Genomic DNA, 20792 nt, shown 5'->3' with positions numbered 1-20792 from the left:
CTTATATAAATTTCCGATAGTCTCTAGTTAAAAACTATCGGAAATTTCATATGAGTATAAATGAATATTACTAGTTAGTATTAAAACATATAAATTAATTTGCAACAATATTTACTAATTTATCTGGAACAGCAATCACTTTGCGCACTGTTTTTCCTTCAATAAATTCTTTAACAGCTTCATGGTTCATTGCAATTTGTTCTAATTCTTCTTTGCTTAACCCACGAGCGACATTTTGTTTGCCACGTAATTTTCCGTTCACTTGGAAAACTACTTCCACTTCATCTTCTACTAAGGCTGCTTCATCATAGGTTGGCCAAGGGACATAAGTTAAACTTTCCTCGTTACCTAAAATTTGCCATAGTTCTTCACCAATATGTGGCGCGATTGGCGCAAGTAATTGGACAAATCCTTCCACATATTCATAAGGTAAGGCATCCACTTTATTGGCTTCATTCACAAAAACCATTAATTGAGAAATCGCTGTATTAAAGTGCAAGTTTGCCATATCTTCTGTCACTTTTTTAACCGTTTGGTGATAAACTTTCGTTAAACGGCCATCATTAATTGTGGTAATTCGGTCACGCATTTTGCCTTCTTCATCAACAATCAGACGCCAAACGCGATCTAAGAATTTACGACTTCCTTCTAAGCCATTTTCATTCCAAGCAATGGAAGCATCTAATGGGCCCATGAACATTTCATAAAGACGTAATGTATCCGCACCATATTTAGCCACCACATCATCGGGATTTACAACATTGCCACGTGATTTAGACATTTTTTCGTTGTTTTCTCCTAAAATCATACCTTGGTTGTATAATTTTTGGAAAGGTTCTTTGGTAGGAACCACACCAATATCATATAAGAATTTATGCCAAAAACGAGCATAAAGTAAATGCAGCACCGCATGTTCGGCACCACCAATATAGATATCAACTGGTAACCAACGTTTTAATTTTTCAAAATCAGCAATTTCATTTTTATTATGAGGATCAATGAATCGTAAGTAATACCAAGAGCTTCCAGCCCATTGTGGCATAGTATTCGTTTCACGTTTTCCCTTCATGCCAGTTTCAGGGTCGACGACATTGACCCATTCATCAATGTTTGCTAATGGCGATTCCCCAGTTCCACTTGGGCGAATATCCGATGTTACTGGTAAACGTAGAGGTAACTCAGATTCAGGAACCGTTGTGGTTGTTCCATCTTCCCAATGGATCACAGGAATTGGTTCACCCCAGTAGCGTTGACGAGAGAATAACCAGTCACGTAAACGATAAGATACTTCTTTTTTCCCTACGTGATTTTCTTCTAGCCACTCATTCATTTTAGCGATGGCTTCTGCTTTGTTTAATCCATTTAAGAAATCAGAATTGATATGCGGTCCATCACCTGTATAGGCTTCTGTTGTAATGTCGCCACCTGCGATTACTGGTAGGATATCAATGCCAAATGTTTTCGCAAATTCGTAATCCCGTTCATCATGCGCTGGGACCGCCATGATTGCGCCTGTGCCATAGCTTGCTAAAACATAATCGCCAATCCAAATTGGAATTTCTTGGCCATTGACTGGATTTATAGCATACGCACCTGTGAAAACACCTGTTTTTTCTTTTGCTAAATCCGTTCTATTTAAATCAGATTTTTTTGAGGTTTCTTCAATATATGCTTCTACAGCTGCTGTTTGTTCAGGTGTCGTAATTTTTTTCACTAGTTCTAGTTCAGGAGCTAGAACAGTATAGGTTGCACCAAACAAGGTATCAGGACGGGTTGTAAACACCGTGAAACTTTCTTCTGTACCAGCGACTTTAAAGGTCACATTGGCTCCTTCAGAACGTCCAATCCAATTTCGTTGCATATCTTTAATACTTTCTGGCCAATCAACAAGCTCTAAATCTTCTAATAAGCGATCTGCATAAGCAGTAATTTTCAGCATCCATTGACGCATTGGTCGGCGAACCACATCATAACCGCCACGTTCACTTTTTCCATCAATGACTTCTTCATTTGAAATAACAGTTCCTAGTTCAGGTACCCAGTTAACCGCAACTTCTGCTTCATAAGCTAACCCTTTTTCATATAATTTTGTAAATATCCATTGTGTCCATTTGTAATATTCAGGATCAGTGGTATTAATTTCACGATTCCAATCATAGCTGAATCCTAGTGAATTAATTTGGCGACGGAATGTTTCGATATTTTTCTTAGTAAATTCAGCTGGGTCATTTCCTGTATCTAACGCATATTGCTCTGCTGGCAAACCAAACGCATCCCAGCCCATTGGATGCAACACATTATAGCCTTGCGCACGTTTCATACGTGAAAGAATATCGGTTGCTGTATAGCCTTCCGGGTGACCTACGTGTAAACCTTGTCCAGATGGATAGGGAAACATATCTAGTGCATAAAATTTTTCTTTATTTGGGTCGTCCAATGTATTGAAACAATTGTTCTTAGCCCAATATTTTTGCCATTTTTTCTCAATCTCTTTGTGATTGTAGCTCATGTTATTCCTCCTAGTAATATAAAATTTTTCATTCTTAAAATTTGCCACCTGCAGCCATTGTCACTATTCTGACTTAAACTAGCCACTTAGTGATAAAAAAAAGTCCTATAGGAAAAATTCCTATAGGACGTGAACATACAAATGCAACGTGGTACCACCTAAATTCGTCAAAGAAACGGTCAGTCACCGTCACCTTAACCTCAAACGTCTTAACGATCGTCACCGACTTTTCCTACTTGGTTTGTTCAAAAAAGTAACTTAAAGGCGAGTTCAAAAGCTTCTGTACGTATTTCCACCAGCCATACGCTCTCTATCACATGGTTCTTTCTACTATTCCTTCTCATTGTTTTTTTCTATTATAAGACTCATGTTACCAAAGATAGCTATTTTTTTCAATCTTAAATTAACCAACTTTTAAAGTTTGACCAATATAAATTGTATCCCCGCTTAAGCCATTTAATTGTTTGATTTTTTGGATGCTGATTCCGTATTGCATTGATAAGCCCCAAAGTGAATCACCGCTTTTAACTGTATGGCGTTTGCCTGATGCACTATTTGTTGAAGAAGCATTGCCACCTGCAGAAGCGCCTTTTTTCACGATGATTGTTTGACCAGCAAAAATTAAATCGCCTTTGATCCCGTTCCATGAACGTAGATTAGCAACACTCACGCCAAACTGTGCAGAAATTTTATTCAGCGTATCACCTGATTTAATCGTGTAGGATGTTGTCGCACCACCACCATTATTCGTAGGCTTGTTCGTATTCGTTGAACCTGAGTTGGCACCTTTTTTCACGATAATCTTTTGACCAGCAAAAATCAAACTACCGCTGATGTTATTCCAGGCTTGTAAGTTAGCCACACTAACACCGAATTGTGCAGAAATTTTGTTCAAGGTATCGCCTGATTTAATCGTGTAGTACGTATTCGTTCCTGATTGATTATTGTTAGAACCACCATTGCTTGAGCCGCCGGTGTTACCTGAAGTACCTTTTTTCACAATAATTTTTTGACCAGCGAAGATTAAATCGCCAGAAATGCCATTCCATGAGCGTAAATTAGCAACACTCACGCCATATTGGGCGGCAATTTTGTTCAAGGTATCGCCTGATTTAATTGTGTAGTACGTATTCGTTCCTGATTGATTATTGTTAGAGCCACCGTTGTTTGAGCCACCAGTGTTACCTGAAGCACCTTTTTTCACGATGAGTTTTTGACCAACGAAAATTAAATCGCCAGAGATGCCGTTCCATGAGCGTAAATTAGCAACGCTCACGCCATATTGGGCGGCAATTTTATTCAAGGTATCCCCTGATTTTACAGTATAGTACGTATTCGTTCCTGATTGATTATTGTTAGAACCACCGTTGCCTGAGCCACCAGTGTTACCTGAAGCACCTTTTTTCACGATGAGCTTTTGACCAACGAAAATTAAATCGCCAGAGATGCCGTTCCATGAGCGTAAATTAGCAACGCTCACACCATATTGCGCGGCAATTTTATTCAAGGTATCTCCTGATTTTACAGTATAGTACGTGTTCGTTCCTGATTGATTGTTTGAGCCGCCTGTTCCTGGATTAACTGTTCCGCCCCCAGTATTTCCACCAGAAGATGGTGTATCATATTGAGTTAAGTTATATGCGGTAATGACATTATTTAATTTAGCATTGTAGCTAGGATCTGTCGCATAACGACCTGTTAACCAAGCAGTTGCATCGCGGTACGAACTTGTATTGCTTTTCCAAGCCCCAGCATAATAGTAAACGCCCGCTTGGAAAGAAGTTGTTTTTAGCACGTGCGCATTATCTTGGAATGATTCCATGTAAGAAGGATATTTACGGAAAGGTTCTTTTTTCACTAACCATTTGCCGTTTAAATATTCCCATGTATCCATATAGACAGATTGTCCATTGTAGCTGCCTTTAATCCCAAATAAGTTATAGTTTGGTGCCTTAGATAGCGTACTTGCTCCCCAACCACTTTCAACGATTGCTTGAGCCATCATCACTGATGCATATAAATCATTGGCTTGCGCAATAGGTTGTGCACAACGAGCTAACTCGGCAATAAATTCTGAAGGACTTTGCGTCGGTGATAACGCTGAAAAAGTTTGCGCAGAAGCTACTCTAGCTTCTGGTACTTTTACTTCATCATCGGGTGTAACCGCAGGCGCTGCTTCAGACTCGGTTGCTGAAGGAGCTACTGGCGTAATTTCTGCTACTGAAGAATCAGTCGTTCCTGATTCCACAGGTGTAGTTGAATCAACTGTTGGTTGCTCGGTACTTGGTGTTGTTGGTGTTTCTTTTGATGATTCAGTTGTCGATTCAGTCGTTGTTGACGAATCCGTTGTCGGTTGTTCCGTAGTTCCTGGCGTAGTTTCTGTTGTTGGTGTCTCTACTAAGCCAGTTTCCGTAGTAGGTGCTTGGGCAACTTCCGCATTTGTTGGCTGCTCTTCTGTTGCCTCAGCAGTCACTGGTAGTAACGCAACGGGCGTTCCTACAGATGAAACAATTAACGCCGAGCTGAATAAAGTAGTGCTCTTCTTCCATTGTACTGACGTTTTCTTTCTTTGTTGTGCTTTCCTTCTTTCGATACGTGACATTGATTCTTTCTTCATTGATACGTCCCCAACTTTCCTTTTTTAACTTATATGTAAATGTAATTTTTTAGTTTTGTTATTATAACAAGTATACCTTTTTTTCTGGCGAATTAAAAACACTTCAACAAAATTTCATATTACTGTAACTAGATTGTAAAGAAGTAATGTTTTTTAACACGGATTTCCTCTCTTGTTACTACTCGGAAAAAAACTGCGACTTTAGTTGTAGATGCTTCTTTACCTTAGTCTGATTTTTTTAATTCCTCTTGTTATTCGCCCAAAAAGAAATTATAGTTTAAGATGAGAAATGAATCGTGTAGAAAGAGGGAGCGGAATGAATAAAGAACATTTTATTATTGAGCTGAAAATTTATTTAAAAGCGTTAAATCCAAAAGATCAAGCTATTATTCTTGCGAAATACAAGGCGTTATTTGATGCTCGTGTTGCGGAAGGCGAAACAGAAGAACAAGTGGCAAAATCATTGGGGAAACCACGGGTTATCGCAGAAGAAATTTTAAAAGAACAAGGCATTGAATTGACGGAACGAAAAATTGAAAATAATGGCTGGCAAGAAATTCCAGCGGCTACACCTGCTTATGATCATCCCTATGAAGAAGAATCTGAATTTTACTATGATAATGATTCTCCATACTATCAACGACCACAGCATCGGCCACTAACCCGATTTTTCCAAGTGCTTGGTATTTTCTGTTTAAATTTTTTCTTCATGTTTTGGGTTATTTTAGGGATTGCCTTAATGTACGTCGGTTGTGGCATTGCCGGAGCTGCAACTTTATTTTCACCAATTTATGGTATTTATATTGTTATTACCCAGGCAAATGCCGCTTCCTTTTTCCAATTATCTATGAGTCTCTTTTTATTTGGTGCATCAATCATTGGTTGGTTACTGTTTCTACCAATTTTAAAATTTTCAGCACATGTCTTTAAGCGTTATTTCCAATGGAACATTGCTGTTTTACGAGGTGATATCTAATGAAAAAAACAACAGGGATTCTCTTATCCATTGCTGTCTTAGCGATGCTAATTGGTGGATCTGGCGCCGTCTATTATTACAAGCAAGCGGAAAAATCAGTCACGCCGCTAAAAGAAAGTTATACACTAAAAAATAAACAAGCAGGCGAAGAACTTCACTTATCCTTAAAAGGCAAAGGCCCTTATACCATTTATAAAACTGATAGTAACAAAATGGGGTTACGATCACCGAATAATGCCTTTTATTCAAAAGCTGAAGGCACCTTAGATGTCAAAGAAGAAAAAAATAAAATAACAGCAACCATCAATACCACTCGTACACAAAACCAACCCGAATTGTCATTCTTTAATATTGGTATTTTTAGTGACTTCACACCGAACGTGAGTGTCCAGATTCCTAATAATGTGAAAAAGTTAGTAATTGATGGCTCAACCCATTCACCAGTTTCATTGAATGCTTTTAACGTAGACGAATTAACAACTAATCTACCAAATTCTTATGTTAGTCTATCGGGTGTTAAAGCCAAAAAAATGACGCTTAACTCTTCAGATGGTATCTACCTTTCAGCGGATACTTCCGCTAAAAAAGCAACAGTTGAAACCACTGACGGCGATATAACGTTGGATTCAGCCTATTTCGATGAAATCAAAAATACTACTATTTCTGGTGATATTCGAGTGCAAAATGCTCGCGGAAACATCCAAGCAACAACGACAGATGGCGATATTAGCGTCTATGATTTCAAAGGAGAAGCTAACTTTTCAAGTGAAAATGGTGATTTTTCTTTAGACATGCCTGCTGTGCCTAAAAAATTAACTGTCGCTCTTGTCCATGGAGATATTTATGTAAATTCTGGAGAAATTTTGCGTAACATTTCAATCAAAGGGGAATCAAAATTAGGCGATGTTCAACTTTTAAACAAAGAGCGAACATCTTATAAGAATGGTCGTGCGGATACAGAGTTTAACCTTTCTAGCGAATTCGGCGATATTACCGTTGATACTCCTGATGATGATAATCAATAAACATGCGCCATTTAAAAAAGTTCTAGCACCACAATGAGAGATTGTGCTGCCAGAACTTTTTTAATATCTGTATCCCCTCTAATCAGGCAATGAAATTATCTTTTAATTTTTTACCCTTTTGATGGTATAATACGGATTGTTGCGATTAAATTTTGAAAGGATTTTTTATGAAAAACAAACTTTATTATCAATTTGCAGGTAGTTGTTTTCTTTTAGTATTTATGTTTTTAGGCTATGTTGTTCGTTTTTATCCAACCTGGCTCAAAGGCTTTGATCAAACGATTACTTCTTTTGTTCGTCGTCCTTTTCCACAGCTAAATAACTTTTTTATTTGGTACACCAAATTTGCCAATTCATTGACGATTATCATCTTAGCAATCGTTGTCATTGCTCTGTTTATTGTTTGGAAATATTATGCTGAAGCATTATGGCTCTTTATTAATACTGCCTTAATTGCTGGCGTAGGTAATTCTTTATTAAAATTATTCTTTATGCGCCAACGTCCTACTTTGGAGCATTTAGTAACTGAACATACGTATAGTTTTCCTAGCGGACATGCTGTAGGAAGTACCTTGTTCTACGGCACTATTTTATTGATTCTGCCAATTTTCATTAAAAATAAAACGGTCCGCCTTTGTGTGCAAATTTTACTAGGTATTGGGATTTTCATGATTGGGGTTAGTCGAATCTATTTAGGTGTCCATTTCCCTAGCGATATCTTAGGTGGTTTTTGTCTTGGTTTAGCTTGGTTGTTATTAAGTTACCCTATTTATTTAGAAAAACGCTTTGTTTGGCGATTTCAAAGCAAACAACGCTAGAAAGAAGTCTTGATTATGCAAATTTTTCCTTATTCAGATGATCCAAATAAACGCTATCACACTTGGAACTATGCACTTCGTCAACAGTTTGGTGAAAAGATTTTTAAAGTGCCAATTGATGGTGGCTTTGATTGCCCCAATCGTGATGGGACGGTTGCCAAAGGTGGTTGTACGTTCTGTAGTGTTTCTGGCTCAGGCGACATGATTGTTGCACCTAGCGATCCCCTGCCGCTTCAATTTCAAAAAGAAATCCAATTGATGCATCAAAAATGGCCAACTGTCGATCAATACATTGTTTACTTCCAAAATTTCACCAATACACATGCGCCCGTTGACGTTATTCGTCATCGGTTTGAACAAGTAGTCAATGAAAAAGGCGTCGTTGGTTTATCCATTGGTACCCGTCCTGATTGTTTGCCTGATGAGGTAGTGAACTATTTAGCCGAATTAAATGAACGCTTTTATTTATGGGTAGAGTTGGGTTTGCAAACCACATTTGAGGAAACTAGCGCTGCCATTAATCGCGCTCATGATTATCAAACATATCTAGATGGCGTGGCTAAATTACGGAAACACGGGATTCGGGTCTGTACACATTTAATTAACGGGCTACCTGGTGAAACCCCCGCTATGATGCGCGAAAATGTGCGGCGAACTATTCAGGATTCAGATATCCAAGGGATTAAACTGCACTTACTTCATTTAATGACAAATACCAAAATGATGCGGGATTATAATGAAGGACGCTTACAATTGATGAGCAAAGAAGCCTATGTTTCAGTGATTTGTGATCAGTTAGAAATGATTCCACCCGAAATTGTTATTCATCGCTTGACAGGCGATGCTCCCTTTGAAACAATTATCGGACCGATGTGGAGCTTGAAAAAATGGGAAGTTCTCAATGCGATTGATGCGGAAATGAAACGCCGCAACAGTTATCAAGGAAAATATACTGTCATTTCAGGAAAGGAAGTTTTCAATTAATGCTACAAACAGCCCTACATTTTAGTCACCAACTTTTAAAAGAAGTGGTGGAACCTGGCGACTTCGTCATTGATGCAACAATGGGAAATGGTCATGATACAGCATTCTTAGCAGAGCTGGTTGGCCCTTCTGGTGAAGTTTTCGCCTTTGATATCCAAAAAGAAGCGTTGATCAATACAGAACAAAAGTTAACAGAACTTAATTTACTCTCACAAACTACGTTATTTCCATTAGGACATGAACATCTTCATGCTGTCCTAGATGAAGAAACAGAAATCACTGCCGCTATTTTTAACTTAGGCTATTTACCTAAAAGTAATAAGGAAATTATTACAAAACCCGCTACGACTAAACAGGCGTTAGATGGGTTACTGCCTCATTTGGTAAAAGGAAGTCGCATTATTTTAGTCGTTTATTATGGCCACGAAGGTGGTTCAGAGGAACTTGATTTGGTCACGAATTACACGCAAGCCTTACCACAAGATGTTTACAGTGTCTTACGTTATGAGTTTATCAATCAAAAAAATCAGCCACCTGTTCTTTTCTGTATTGAAAAGAAATAAGAGAACATGGTCGGATTGTCTCCAGCAATCCGATCATGTTCTCTTTTATTTGTTTTGTTACTCTGTCAATTCACCATCACGAATACGAACCACTCGATCACAGTATTTCAACAAACGCTCATCATGTGTCACCATGATAATCCCTTTATCTTTCTCTTTGGCCTCTTTCGCTAGTAATTGGACAACATCAAATGCCTTTTCTGTATCTAAACTAGCCGTTGGTTCATCTGCCAAAATTACGTCTGGCTCATGATACAATGCACACGCAATGGCTACCCGTTGTCTTTCCCCACCAGAGAGATCACGAGGATAACTATTTCGTAATTCTTTTAAACCCAACGTCTCTAACAATTGCTCTTTTAATTCACTATTTTTACGTGACTTATCAACTTTTTCAATTAAGTGAAATTGATCTTCCACTGTTAAAAATGGCACCAAATTAGAGCTTTGTAAAATAAAGCCGATTTTTTGAAAACGTTGCGCCAAACGTTGCTTTTTCGTTAACTTATTTAGTGATTGCCCGCCAACAATGACTTCACCACTTGTCGGTGCCTGTAAACCAGCTGCAATCGTTAAAAAGGTACTTTTACCAGAACCAGAAGGACCAATTACTGCGACAAATTCACCTGGCTGAACCGCAAAAGATAATTCTTTTAACGCGATCACTTCTGTATGTTTTTCACCATATTTTTTATAAATATTTTTCATTTCTAAAACATTTGCCATGTCTTTAACCTCCAATCGCGATTAACGGATCAATTTTAGCAATCGTTCGAATTGAAAATGCCCCGCCAATTAATGCAGATAAAATCAATAGTACACTAAACAAAATCATGCGTGGTCCATTAGTTGCATAAGGCATCGCTTCTGGTAAAAAGAGCACGGTAATTCCCGTTAAAGCAAGACCAATCGCCACTCCTAGAACAGCCAATAAAGCGGTTTGTAGCATGACTGCCTTTGCTAAGAAACTAGTCGGCACCCCTTGAACTTTTAAGACACCGAACATTGCTGTTTTCTGTAAAGTCATCACAAAGATAAAAATACCGATAATGAACGCTGCAATCACAATCAAGAAATAAATCATGCCATCCAAGGTCAAGTTTTGAGCGCTGTATCCTGGTAGTTTTTCAATAAAATCTGAAATTGAAAGAACTTGGCTGTCTTTATTAGTCGTTTTAACTTCCGCGTTGTCCTTGCTGCGAACAATGAAACCATTAACCATTTTGGCCATTGCTGGATTGTCACCATATTTAATTGACCGCCAAGTATCCAGAGAAGTGTAAATAACTGGCACAATGTTATAGCTACTTTTAGAAATAAAGCCGACAATTTCTAATTGCTCATCATATTTCCCTGCAGTTAATTTGTCGCCAATTTTAAATCCTTGATTTTTCAATGTTTCTGAAGCAATCACTTGATTTTTATCAGTAAATGCGTTTCCTTCAATCACTTTTGGCATTAAAAAACTTTCTTTTTCAATCCCAAATAAGCTAACATTCGTTAATTCAGCCTTTTTATCATCTGCTGGGCGGATGGCTAAAGATTGTTGACCAATCGGTGCAATTTTGCCTCCTGAAATCGTTTCTTTCACGTTTTCATCTAACACTGATACATTTAAATTACTATTGGCCTCTTTTGATAAAACCACTTGATTCGCTTGCCATTGATCTACGGCTAAACGATTTCCTTGAGCTAAACCGTTCGCTAAACCTGACAAAATAAAAATTAACCAAGCAATCAAGACCATTACTAAGACTACAAGGACGTACCGTCCTTTTGAATACTTCATTTCATTAAATCCTAAAAACATGAATGGTTCACCTCTTTCTTCTTTTCGAAATAAACTATATCACTTATCAATCGATAAATCAATAATTATTTATCAATTGATAAGTGAATTTTACAAAAAAATAGAGAAGTCTGTTTTCCAACAGGGCTTCTCTATTTTTTATTTGTGACTTTTCAGAACGCCATGTAGCATAAATTGAATAAATTTTTTGACATCGTCATCCACTGTTTTTCGCTGGTACGTTTTTTCAATACTTAATAATGCACTAACGTTATATAAAATAAACCGAGTTGCATCATCTACACTGATGCCCTCTTGTAAGCAATTGGTTTCAGGTTCACTTTCAAAAATAGCCGCAATATTATTGATATAGGTTTTTTTGAAAATTTGATACAGCGTACGATTGTAATCAGGGCCCATTTCTTGAAACATGTCGTTCAACATTAAGAAAAGATTGGTCGGATGTTCATCTAACAAAACTTTGATTAATTGATAAAGTTTTTCTTCTACTGATGCATTTCCAGAAACAATTGGGACTAATTCTTCCTGAACACGGGACGTTAATTCTTCAATCACAGCTAAATACAGTTCTTTTTTATTTTTAAAATGGTGATAGAGATTCGGTTGGGTAATGTTCGCTTTTAAAGCAATTTCACGAGTGGAGGTATTTTTGAACCCCTTTGTCATGAATAATTCAGAAGCGACAGACAAAATAATTTGCCGTGTACGTTCTAAATCAGCTTTGCGTTTATTTGGCTTTTCCATGGTTTTCTCGCCCCCTGCTGCTTTTTATTTTAGCATATTCTCCGGCAAGAAACGAGAGACCTTTATACAAAAAACGAAAAATATACAATCAATGTGCCTGCTATTTGGAGAAGAATCGCGCAATAATACCACCGCTGCAAATGTATCAGCCAGCCTTTGTCGCCCCCAAGATAAATCAACCACTGCAGTCCATATAAAAAACTATTAGCCAAAAACCAAAAAAGTAGTGCCGATTTTGTCCATCGATTCTCTCTGAATACACTCAGTACAAATAAAGTATTTAGCACCAAAAACGTGCGCCGTAATTGCCGTACATTCCTCATTTTTTCCATTGACATTTCTCCTTTTTCTATTTAGCATAGCAAAAAAAGAAGCAAATGAGAATGACTCATTTTGCTTCTTTTTCAACTTATTCAAAAACAAATTGATTTTTATAAAGTTCCGCATAGAATCCATCTTGTTCAACTAGTTCATGGTGGTTGCCTTCTTCAATGACTTCACCGTCTCGTAAAACAATAATCCGATCCGCATTTAGAATCGTTTTCAAACGATGGGCAATCACAAAACTGGTGCGCCCTTTAATTGCTTCGTCCATCGCTTTTTGGATTTTAGCTTCTGTTACTGTATCAACATTACTTGTTGCTTCATCCAAAATTAATAATTCTGGATTGGTAATAATCGTTCGTGCAATACTTACTAATTGCTTTTGCCCCGTACTGAAAAGGTTATTCTCTTCCGTAATCTCAGTATCGTAGCCTTGCTCAAGATTTACAATAAATTCATGGATATTCGCTTGTTTCGCTGCTTGAACAATTTCTTCATCCGTGGCCTCTGGCTTACCAAAAGCAATATTCTCACGAATTGTTCCTGAAAATAGAACGGACTCTTGCAAAACAATGCCTACATGTGAACGCAAGCTATCTAAATCCATTTCACGAATGTCCACACCATCAAACGTCACGGCGCCTTCATTCACATCATAAAAGCGATTCATTAAATTCATAATCGTTGTTTTTCCTGAGCCTGTCGGTCCGACTAAAGCGACCATTTCACCTTTATCCACATGAATAGAAACATCTTTCAACACAGGCGTTTCTGGATTATAGCCAAAAACAACATGATTTAAAGCCACAGCTTTGTTAATCTCTTCTAATTTTCCGCCATTTTCGGGACGAATTTCATCTGGTTCATCAAACATCTCATTTAAACGACGAGCGCCTGTAACAGCTAATTGAATCATGCTATAACCTGAAGAAATTTGCATTAATGGTTGATAATATTGTTGGGAATATTGGACAAACATAACGACTAAACCTAGCGCAGCTGCACGATCAACAGAGCCATTGATTGCTAACCAACCACCAAAGAAAATAACAATCGCCGTATTGACTAATGACATTCCTTGCATCATTGGGAAAAGTAATCCTGAATACACTTGACCTTTATACGTAGCTGCACGAACTTTTTCATTTTGCTCTAAAAAACCGTCAATGGTTTCTTCTTGTAAGCCATTAGTGATAATCACACGTTGCCCACTAATTTTTTCATCCATATAGCCATTTAATTTACCCACTTCATCTTGCTGTAAATCGACATATTTGCGCGCCTTGCTAATCACAAAGACCGCAATTAAAATCGCAATCGGCGTAGAAGCAATTGTAGCCCATGCCAGTTCCACATTTTGACGGAACATCATGATTAAGACACCAACCAATAAGGCAATATTGGTTAATACTTGTAGCAACGCTTGGTTTAAACTGTTTTGGATGTTGTCTAAATCACTAGTAAAACGACTTAAAATTTCACCATCTTGATGAGAATCAAAGAAACGAATCGTCAATTTTTCTAATTTATTAAACAAACCAATCCGCATGCGGTTTGTTGATTTCCCCACGACTTGTGTAAAGAGAATACTATAAATGAAACTAGCGGCACTAGTTAAGACATAAAAAATGAGTAGTTTCCAAATGACAGAAACGAACGCACTTTTATCGTCTTTTCCTTGCATCACATTAACCGCATATTTCGCTAATTCCTGAATAGCTTCCCCAACGAATTGCGGCGCTTTGACTTGTAAATAAGTCGCTGCGAAAATTGCTAAGAAAATAAAGAGGAAAGAAACTTTGTAACGTTTTAAATAATGATAGAAAAATTTACTAGCTTTTATTAAATCAGTCATTAAGCTTCCTCCTTTCCTTTTTGAGTTTCGTAAATTTCTTGATACACGGGGTTCGTAGCTGCTAATTCTTCATGCGTGCCTTCCCCGACTAAACGTCCATTATCCAATACTAAAATACGATCTGCATGGACAACAGAAGAAATTTTTTGGGCAATAACGATCGTGGTAGTCTCTTTTAACTCTTTATCCAACGCTTCTCGGACTAACCGCTCCGAACGAGCATCCAACGCGCTGGTGCTATCATCTAAAATCAAAATTTTAGGCTCACCAATCACACCTCTAGTAATTGATAACCGTTGTTTTTGTCCACCAGAAAAGTTATTACTTCGTTCTTCGACGGGTGCATCATAACCTTCTGCCAATTTTTCAATAAATTCCTTGGCTTGGGCGATGCCTGAAGCCCGTTCCATGTCCGCTTCAGAAGCGTCACGTTTACCATGGCGTAGATTTTGCGCAATCGTTCCAGAGAACAGGATTGCTTTTTGCAACACAAAGGAAACTGTTTTTCGTAAACTGTGTTCGTTCACTTCTCGTAAATCGACACCACCAACTTCAATCTTTCCTTCTGTCGGATCAAACAAACGTGGAATTAATTGTGCCAACGTAGATTTACCAGCACCAGTTGCGCCCACAATCCCAATCATTTCACCTGGCTGAATAGAGAAAGAGATGTCTTTCAAGGTATCTTCTTCATCCCCAGGATAACGGAAAGATACGTGGTCAAACTCAACACTACCAATTAACTCTTGTTCTGGGACTTTTTTGTAGGTAACATCTGGTTCTGTTTCCATCACTTCTTTAATCCGCTTAATGGAAACAGCGGCACGAGAAGTCATCATCATCATCATTCCGCCGATAATAATCGCCATCATGATTTGCATTAAATAGTTCATAAAGGAAGCGACACCACCGATTAAAGTTGGATCGTCCTTGACTAAGTTACTCACAAAGAAAATTGAGCCTACAACAGCTAAGTTCGCCACCAACATAAACGCTGGAATCATCACAGCAAATAAGCTACCTACGATTAAGTTATGGGTGGTTAATTCTTCACTCACTTTTGTAAAACGTGACAATTGATTTTTTTCTTGAACAAATGATTTGACGACACGAATGCCTAACAAATTTTCTTTTGCAATACCATTAATCTTATCAATCAAGTTTTGAATAATCATGAAATGCTTGCCCATTTGCGAAAAGGACAGCATAGAAATCAAAATAACTGCGATGACAAGTGCAACAATCACCCACCATAGTTGTGGCAAGGTTAGCATCGCTAAAATAAAACTCCCGATAAATAAAAAAGGAATTCTAAAAAGTGTCTGCAACGCAATCATAATGACATTTTGAATTTGAGTAACGTCATTTGTTAAACGAACAACTAAGTTACCTGCTGAAAATTTTTCGATATTGCCAAATGAAAAGGTTTGGATTTTGCGGAAAGTTGCTTCACGAATGTCAGCACTGACACCTTGGGCAACTTTGGCAGAAAAAATTGTATTAATAACCCCTGCAACGAGTCCTAATCCTGCAATGGCAATTAATTGAATCCCTAAGTTTTTCATTTTGTCGCTATCGTCATTCATAATTGCTTCCAACACTTGTTGTAACAATTTTGGTTGCCAAAGTGCTGAGACAACCATTACGATCACCGCCAACAAGGCAATAACTACCGAGCCTTTGTATTTTTTGGCGTGTTGAATAATAAGGTCCATCTTATCCCTACTTTCTTAAAATAGTTCCCTGCTTCTTCAGTGTTGGTCTGCGAATTCTTCCCCATTACAAAAAAATCAATTTGCTCATTGACTTCACCAATTTAACACTGTAAAATAAGGCCGATTCATAATTTACCATTTTTAGTGGTAAAATACAAGCGAACAAGTTAATTTTTCACAAGTTTTTCCTATCATAAAGTGTACCTTCTTTTTGATAAACTTACGAAGATAACGTTTAATAGGAGCTAAAATCATGGAACCGAAATTATCAAAAGACACGATTATTGCAGCCGCATTTTCTTTGTTAGAAAAAAGTCCCACTTTAGAACAACTTTCTATGCGTAAAGTCGCCAAACAGCTTGGTGTACAGGCGCCCGCAATTTATTGGTATTTTAAAAATAAGCAAGCCTTACTTCAAAGTATGGCTGAAGCGATTGAAGAGCACTTTCAAGAACCTGCATTATGTGGTGAATGGTATTCTGACTTACTGGCCTTCATGGAAAACTATTATGATCTCTATCAACAATTTCCCTGTGCCGTAGCTATCGAAATCCAAACCGTCCCTGCCTATCCCCAACGATTACGCCATTTGAATCAAATGATGGGCATTTTAAGAGAAGCAGGTTTTTCACCAGAAATGACTCATTTAGCAGTAACGTCTTTACAACATCTTTTATTTGGGATGATTATGGACGCAACGGAGGAAAAACAGCTCGTTTCGCAAGTATTGAACGGAGATGACTATTTAAAAGAACAAGTGCTGCACATGAAACAATATGTCTCCGACAATGAGTTAACGTACATGGAGGAAAGCATTCAATTTCGACACTCCATCCACCAAAAATCCGCCTTTATTCAAGCCGTTAAAACCTACTTAGATGGGTTGCAAGCAGACAACACATCTTCATCTAAATAAAAAAAGCCCTTGGTCCGTCAGTCGAAATGACTGACGGACCAAGGGTTAACCTTTAAAATAAATAGCGAAAACTACTTTCTCTATTTTGGTATCGGTAGCCAAGCCAAGGCTTTTTGAATCCATTCATCCCAGAACACCCAGTCATGTTCTCCTGGTCCAGTTTCAAAAGTGTAACTTGCCTGTGCCTGTTCCAACGCTTGAGCCATCTGTTGATTAGCAGAAAGTAACATATCTTGCTCCCCACAACAAAGGTAAAATTGGGGCATTTCTGTTTGGCTTTCTACTAATTGTTGTAATAAATACAGCGGATCGTGAATGGAACCTTCAATTTGATCTAACGGGCCAAAAATACCTTCCCAATAGCTTCGCTTACGGACTTTTAATAATTCCCCAAAACTAGTGGATGATAAACTAACTGCCCCAGACAAAGAAGCAACGGCTGCAAAAGATTCTGGTTTCGCTAGTCCTAATTTCAAGGCGCCATAACCACCCATTGACAAACCAGCAGCAAAGGTTTTTTCTCGTTTTGTACTTAACTGTGGAAAGAGTTGATGACAAATTTTCGGTAATTCTTCTGAGATAAACGTCCAATAGTTCATATCGTATTGTGTGTCCGTATACCAAGCTAAATCCGTGGACGGCATAATGACAGCAATCCCCAAATCAGCGACATACCGCTCAATAGAGGTTCTGCGAGCCCAGACACTGTGATTCCCTCCCATCCCATGTAATAAATACAACACGGGAATATCTGTTAATGCTGCTTGGGTACTTGTGCCCACTTTTTTTACCGTTTCTTGTGGTAAAATTACGTTCACATTCACTTCCATTTCCAATACATTTGAATAAATATTTGCTTGTAAAAAGGCCATCTACTTTTCCCTCCAATACTCTTTCTATTAGTGTACCACTAAACCTTCGCTCGTTGCGCTTTTGCGAAAATATTTAACAAAAGAGCGACAACAACTAAGCCCGCACCGACTAAGTAAACATTATGCAGACCTGCATAGAGGATACCGCGTAATGGTTTTAACAACGCAGCTGGAATTAAATTTGCAGTATGTGGATTCACTAATTGATTCATGACATCTGCATCGACGTTTAACGCGCTCGCTTCCAATTTCGCAAACATTCCTGCATTTAAAATCACACCAAAAATTGACACCATCACAGTCTGCCCAATTGTACGCACCAACGTATTAAACGATGTTGCAACCCCCATTTTTTCAGGCTCCACTGTACTTTGTGCTGTCACCGTAGTCGTTGTGATAGTAATCCCAAAACCAACTCCTAAGACAGAAGACACTACAAAGAAAAGCCAAAACGGAACGGCCATTGGCATTACCACTAAAAAGATGGCCCCGACTAATAGAATCGATAACCCAATCGTTAAGACTTTTTTCATAGCATATTTTTCCATAAAGCTACTTGCTATAAATGATCCAGCCATCCAAAGTAACGACATAGGCGCTAAAACTAAGCCACCAATTCCTGCACTTTTTCCTAAGACACCTTGCATCCACATCGGAATGTAGACATCAATCCCCATTAAGAAACCGCTAATAAGCGCTGCAATAAGATTTACTAAAACAAACGTTGGTTGATTAAATAAATGCAAATCAATCACTGGGTCTTGCGCGCGTTTTTCTATCATCACAAATGCTACAAAAAAGAGCACACTCAAACTCAAACAACCAAATGTTACTAATGTAAAACCATTATCGCTAATCATTTGAAAACCTAGCAATAACGTTAGCAGCACTGCCATCAAAGTAACGCTGCCCAAAATATCCATTGGCATCTTGGTCCGTTCCCGCTTTGGTTCAACTAAGAAAATACTAATCAAGCCCAATAAAACAAGTCCAATAGGAACATTAATGAAGAAAATCCAATGCCAACCGACTGTATCTACAATAAAACCACCTGCTAACGGACCAAAAATACTAGCAATTCCCCAGGCGGCACTGTTTAAACCTAAAATTTTCGCTCGCTTGTCCAATGAATACATATCGGCAATAATCGTTAACGCAACTGGTAAAATTGCGCCTGCCCCCACACCTTGAATTGCGCGGGCAATAATTAAAGTCAACATATCTTGAGCAAAGCCACACAACGAGGAGCCCAAAATAAAAATGATAATGCCAATCATGAAGACAGGTTTACGACCAATTTTATCCGCAAGTTTCCCATAAATCGGTGTTAACATCGCATTCGTTAATAAATAAATTGAAAATACCCAGTTCATAATTTCCATGCCATGTAACGAGCCGACAATCGTTGGCATCGCAGTAGACACAATGGTCCCTTCAATGGCTGTCATAAATGTTGCCACAAAAACACTCACCGTGACTAACTTAACATTTGTTTCTTTTGCCATTTGTTCACATCCTTTTCTATTCAATTGTCAATTTTCTAAATTGCTCCATAGCTATTCTATACAAAAAAGAACAAAATGTCTTAAAAAAATGCTTTTTCATAAAAAAATTATTACAAAAAAAAAACAAGAAGTCAGCCAAGTATTGGCTGACTTCTTGTTTTTTTTATTTAATTATTCAGCTAAACTAGCTTTTAACGCTTCAACTTTATCTGTTTGTTCCCAAGGTAAATCAATATCTGTTCGACCAAAATGACCATAAGCCGCAGTTTGTTTATAAATTGGGCGACGTAAATCTAGCATTTCAATAATACCTGCTGGACGTAAATCAAAGTTTTTACGAACTGCTTTGATTAATTTACTTTCTGGAAGATCACTCGTACCAAACGTATTAATAGAAATAGACACTGGTTGCGCCACACCAATTGCATAAGCTAATTGGACTTCTACTTTTTTCGCCAAACCAGCAGCAACAATGTTTTTCGCGATATAACGCGCAGCATAACTAGCAGAGCGGTCAACTTTGGTTGCATCTTTTCCAGAAAAAGCACCGCCGCCATGACGAGCATAACCGCCATAAGTATCAACGATAATTTTACGACCAGTTAAGCCGGCATCTCCTTGAGGGCCACCGATTACAAAGCGACCAGTTGGGTTGATAAAGTATTTTGTTTCATCATCTAAAAGTTCATGAGGAATCACCTCATTGATTACTTGTTCTTTAATGTCTTTTTCGATTTGTTCTAAGGTTGTTTCATCATCATGTTGTGTACTGATGACGATCGTATCCACACGTTGTGGTTGACCTTGATCATCATATTCCACTGTTACTTGAGATTTTGCATCAGGACGTAAGTAAGGTAAGACTTTTTCCTTCCGCAATTCTGCTAAACGGCGAACCAAACGATGACTTAACGCGATCGGTAATGGCATTAATTCTGGTGTTTCGTCAACGGCAAAACCAAACATTAAGCCTTGGTCACCAGCGCCAATATCGTCTTTTTCATCTTGATCACGCACTTCTAAGGCTGCGTCAACCCCTTGAGCGATATCAGGTGATTGCTCATCGATTGCTACAAGAACTGCGACAGTCTCTCCATCAAATCCATATTTTGCTCGTGTATAACCAATATCTTTCACAGTTTGACGAACAATTTTTTGGATATCTACATAAGCTGTTGTAGAAATTTCTCCAAATACTAGGACTAAACCAGTTGTTACGGATGTTTCACATGCCACGCGGGCCATCGGATCTTTCTCCAAAATCGCATCTAAAATTGCATCACTGACTTGGTCAGCTACCTTATCTGGATGTCCTTCTGAAACGGATTCTGATGTAAATAAATGTCTTTCTGTCATAATGTTATTCCCCCTAAATAGTTTCGGTTACAAGGCATCTTTAGTAAGTAACGACAATTACTTGCTAAATCCTTTCGGGAACTTGTAACAAAAACAGTATACCAGATATCTAAAAAAAAAGCTTAAGTTTTCAAGAAAATCATTAAATTACCTATATTTGCTTTTCCTATAACAAAAAACTTCCAGCCCCTTTCATCTGAGCT

General features: G+C 38.1%; 16 protein-coding genes, 1 riboswitch and 1 other annotated feature. Of the genes, 6 read left to right on the top strand and 10 right to left on the bottom strand.

The window, feature by feature from the left end; genetic code table 11:
• Positions 1 to 94: 94 nt before the first annotated feature.
• Both leuS and IGL42_RS02770 read right to left on the bottom strand, forming a co-directional pair.
• Positions 95 to 2509, bottom strand: a complete 2415-nt coding sequence (gene leuS, locus IGL42_RS02775; RefSeq protein WP_002364766.1) for a leucine--tRNA ligase — start codon at positions 2507 to 2509, stop codon at positions 95 to 97.
• Between the two features lie 120 nt (positions 2510 to 2629).
• Positions 2630 to 2862 (bottom strand) — a binding site (T-box leader).
• Between the two features lie 50 nt (positions 2863 to 2912).
• Entirely contained in the window at positions 2913 to 5126 is a 2214-nt protein-coding gene (locus IGL42_RS02770) for an autolysin (protein ID WP_010711179.1), read from the bottom strand.
• A gap of 316 nt (positions 5127 to 5442) precedes the next feature.
• On the opposite strand from IGL42_RS02770, the gene IGL42_RS02765 reads away from it, so the two are divergent.
• The 5 genes from IGL42_RS02765 to IGL42_RS02745 all read left to right on the top strand — a co-directional run bounded on the left by IGL42_RS02765 (position 5443) and on the right by IGL42_RS02745 (position 9492).
• Positions 5443 to 6102, top strand: a complete 660-nt coding sequence (locus tag IGL42_RS02765) for a DUF1700 domain-containing protein (RefSeq protein WP_010710778.1) — start codon at positions 5443 to 5445, stop codon at positions 6100 to 6102.
• Complete coding sequence (locus tag IGL42_RS02760; RefSeq protein WP_010710779.1) at positions 6102 to 7127, top strand: DUF4097 family beta strand repeat-containing protein; 1026 nt, start codon at positions 6102 to 6104, stop codon at positions 7125 to 7127. Before IGL42_RS02765 ends, IGL42_RS02760 begins: the two co-directional genes overlap by 1 nt.
• Before the next feature lie 167 nt (positions 7128 to 7294).
• Positions 7295 to 7945, top strand: a complete 651-nt coding sequence (locus IGL42_RS02755; RefSeq protein ID WP_002355669.1) for a phosphatase PAP2 family protein — start codon at positions 7295 to 7297, stop codon at positions 7943 to 7945.
• Between the two features lie 15 nt (positions 7946 to 7960).
• Positions 7961 to 8929 carry a TIGR01212 family radical SAM protein gene (locus IGL42_RS02750; RefSeq protein WP_002355668.1) on the top strand — a complete coding sequence of 323 codons (969 nt, stop codon included), beginning with the start codon at positions 7961 to 7963 and terminating at the stop codon, positions 8927 to 8929.
• On the top strand, positions 8929 to 9492 hold the full coding sequence (locus IGL42_RS02745; protein ID WP_002379137.1) for a class I SAM-dependent methyltransferase: 564 nt from the start codon (positions 8929 to 8931) through the stop codon (positions 9490 to 9492). Before IGL42_RS02750 ends, IGL42_RS02745 begins: the two co-directional genes overlap by 1 nt.
• Before the next feature lie 57 nt (positions 9493 to 9549).
• Here IGL42_RS02745 and IGL42_RS02740 read toward each other — a convergent pair whose 3' ends face one another.
• From IGL42_RS02740 to erfC, 5 genes are all read right to left on the bottom strand, one after another.
• Positions 9550 to 10218 (bottom strand): ABC transporter ATP-binding protein, encoded by a 669-nt coding sequence (locus IGL42_RS02740; protein ID WP_002363221.1) that lies wholly within the window; start codon positions 10216 to 10218, stop codon positions 9550 to 9552.
• Between the two features lie 4 nt (positions 10219 to 10222).
• Complete coding sequence (locus IGL42_RS02735; protein ID WP_002355665.1) at positions 10223 to 11302, bottom strand: ABC transporter permease; 1080 nt, start codon at positions 11300 to 11302, stop codon at positions 10223 to 10225.
• A gap of 138 nt (positions 11303 to 11440) precedes the next feature.
• A complete protein-coding gene (locus IGL42_RS02730) occupies positions 11441 to 12046 on the bottom strand; it encodes a TetR/AcrR family transcriptional regulator (protein WP_002355664.1) in 606 nt (201 codons plus the stop codon).
• A gap of 409 nt (positions 12047 to 12455) precedes the next feature.
• A complete protein-coding gene (gene erfD, locus IGL42_RS02725) occupies positions 12456 to 14225 on the bottom strand; it encodes a multidrug ABC transporter ATP-binding protein/permease ErfD (RefSeq protein WP_002355663.1) in 1770 nt (589 codons plus the stop codon).
• On the bottom strand, positions 14225 to 15940 hold the full coding sequence (gene erfC, locus IGL42_RS02720; protein ID WP_002355662.1) for a multidrug ABC transporter ATP-binding protein/permease ErfC: 1716 nt from the start codon (positions 15938 to 15940) through the stop codon (positions 14225 to 14227). The genes erfD and erfC overlap by 1 nt, the downstream gene beginning before the upstream one ends.
• Positions 15941 to 16193: 253 nt before the next feature.
• On the opposite strand from erfC, the gene IGL42_RS02715 reads away from it, so the two are divergent.
• Positions 16194 to 16856, top strand: coding sequence for a TetR/AcrR family transcriptional regulator (locus IGL42_RS02715; RefSeq protein ID WP_002358755.1), 663 nt, complete (start codon positions 16194 to 16196; stop codon positions 16854 to 16856).
• An 80-nt stretch (positions 16857 to 16936) separates the two neighbouring features.
• Here IGL42_RS02715 and IGL42_RS02710 read toward each other — a convergent pair whose 3' ends face one another.
• The 3 genes from IGL42_RS02710 to metK form a co-directional block, all read right to left on the bottom strand.
• Positions 16937 to 17728 carry an alpha/beta hydrolase gene (locus IGL42_RS02710; protein WP_002355660.1) on the bottom strand — a complete coding sequence of 264 codons (792 nt, stop codon included), beginning with the start codon at positions 17726 to 17728 and terminating at the stop codon, positions 16937 to 16939.
• A 38-nt stretch (positions 17729 to 17766) separates the two neighbouring features.
• Positions 17767 to 19233 carry an MDR family MFS transporter gene (locus IGL42_RS02705; RefSeq protein ID WP_002364774.1) on the bottom strand — a complete coding sequence of 489 codons (1467 nt, stop codon included), beginning with the start codon at positions 19231 to 19233 and terminating at the stop codon, positions 17767 to 17769.
• Positions 19234 to 19404: 171 nt separating this feature from the next.
• Positions 19405 to 20589 (bottom strand): methionine adenosyltransferase, encoded by a 1185-nt coding sequence (gene metK, locus IGL42_RS02700; protein WP_010710781.1) that lies wholly within the window; start codon positions 20587 to 20589, stop codon positions 19405 to 19407.
• Positions 20587 to 20682, bottom strand: a riboswitch (SMK box riboswitch). Its footprint overlaps the gene before it by 3 nt.
• Positions 20683 to 20792 lie beyond the last annotated feature (110 nt).

The organism is Enterococcus sp. DIV0712, from assembly GCF_050554855.1.
Lineage (GTDB): Bacteria > Bacillota > Bacilli > Lactobacillales > Enterococcaceae > Enterococcus > Enterococcus faecalis.
The sequence above is the reverse complement of the archived record's forward strand: the minus strand, read 5'-3'. Positions and strand labels throughout refer to the sequence as shown.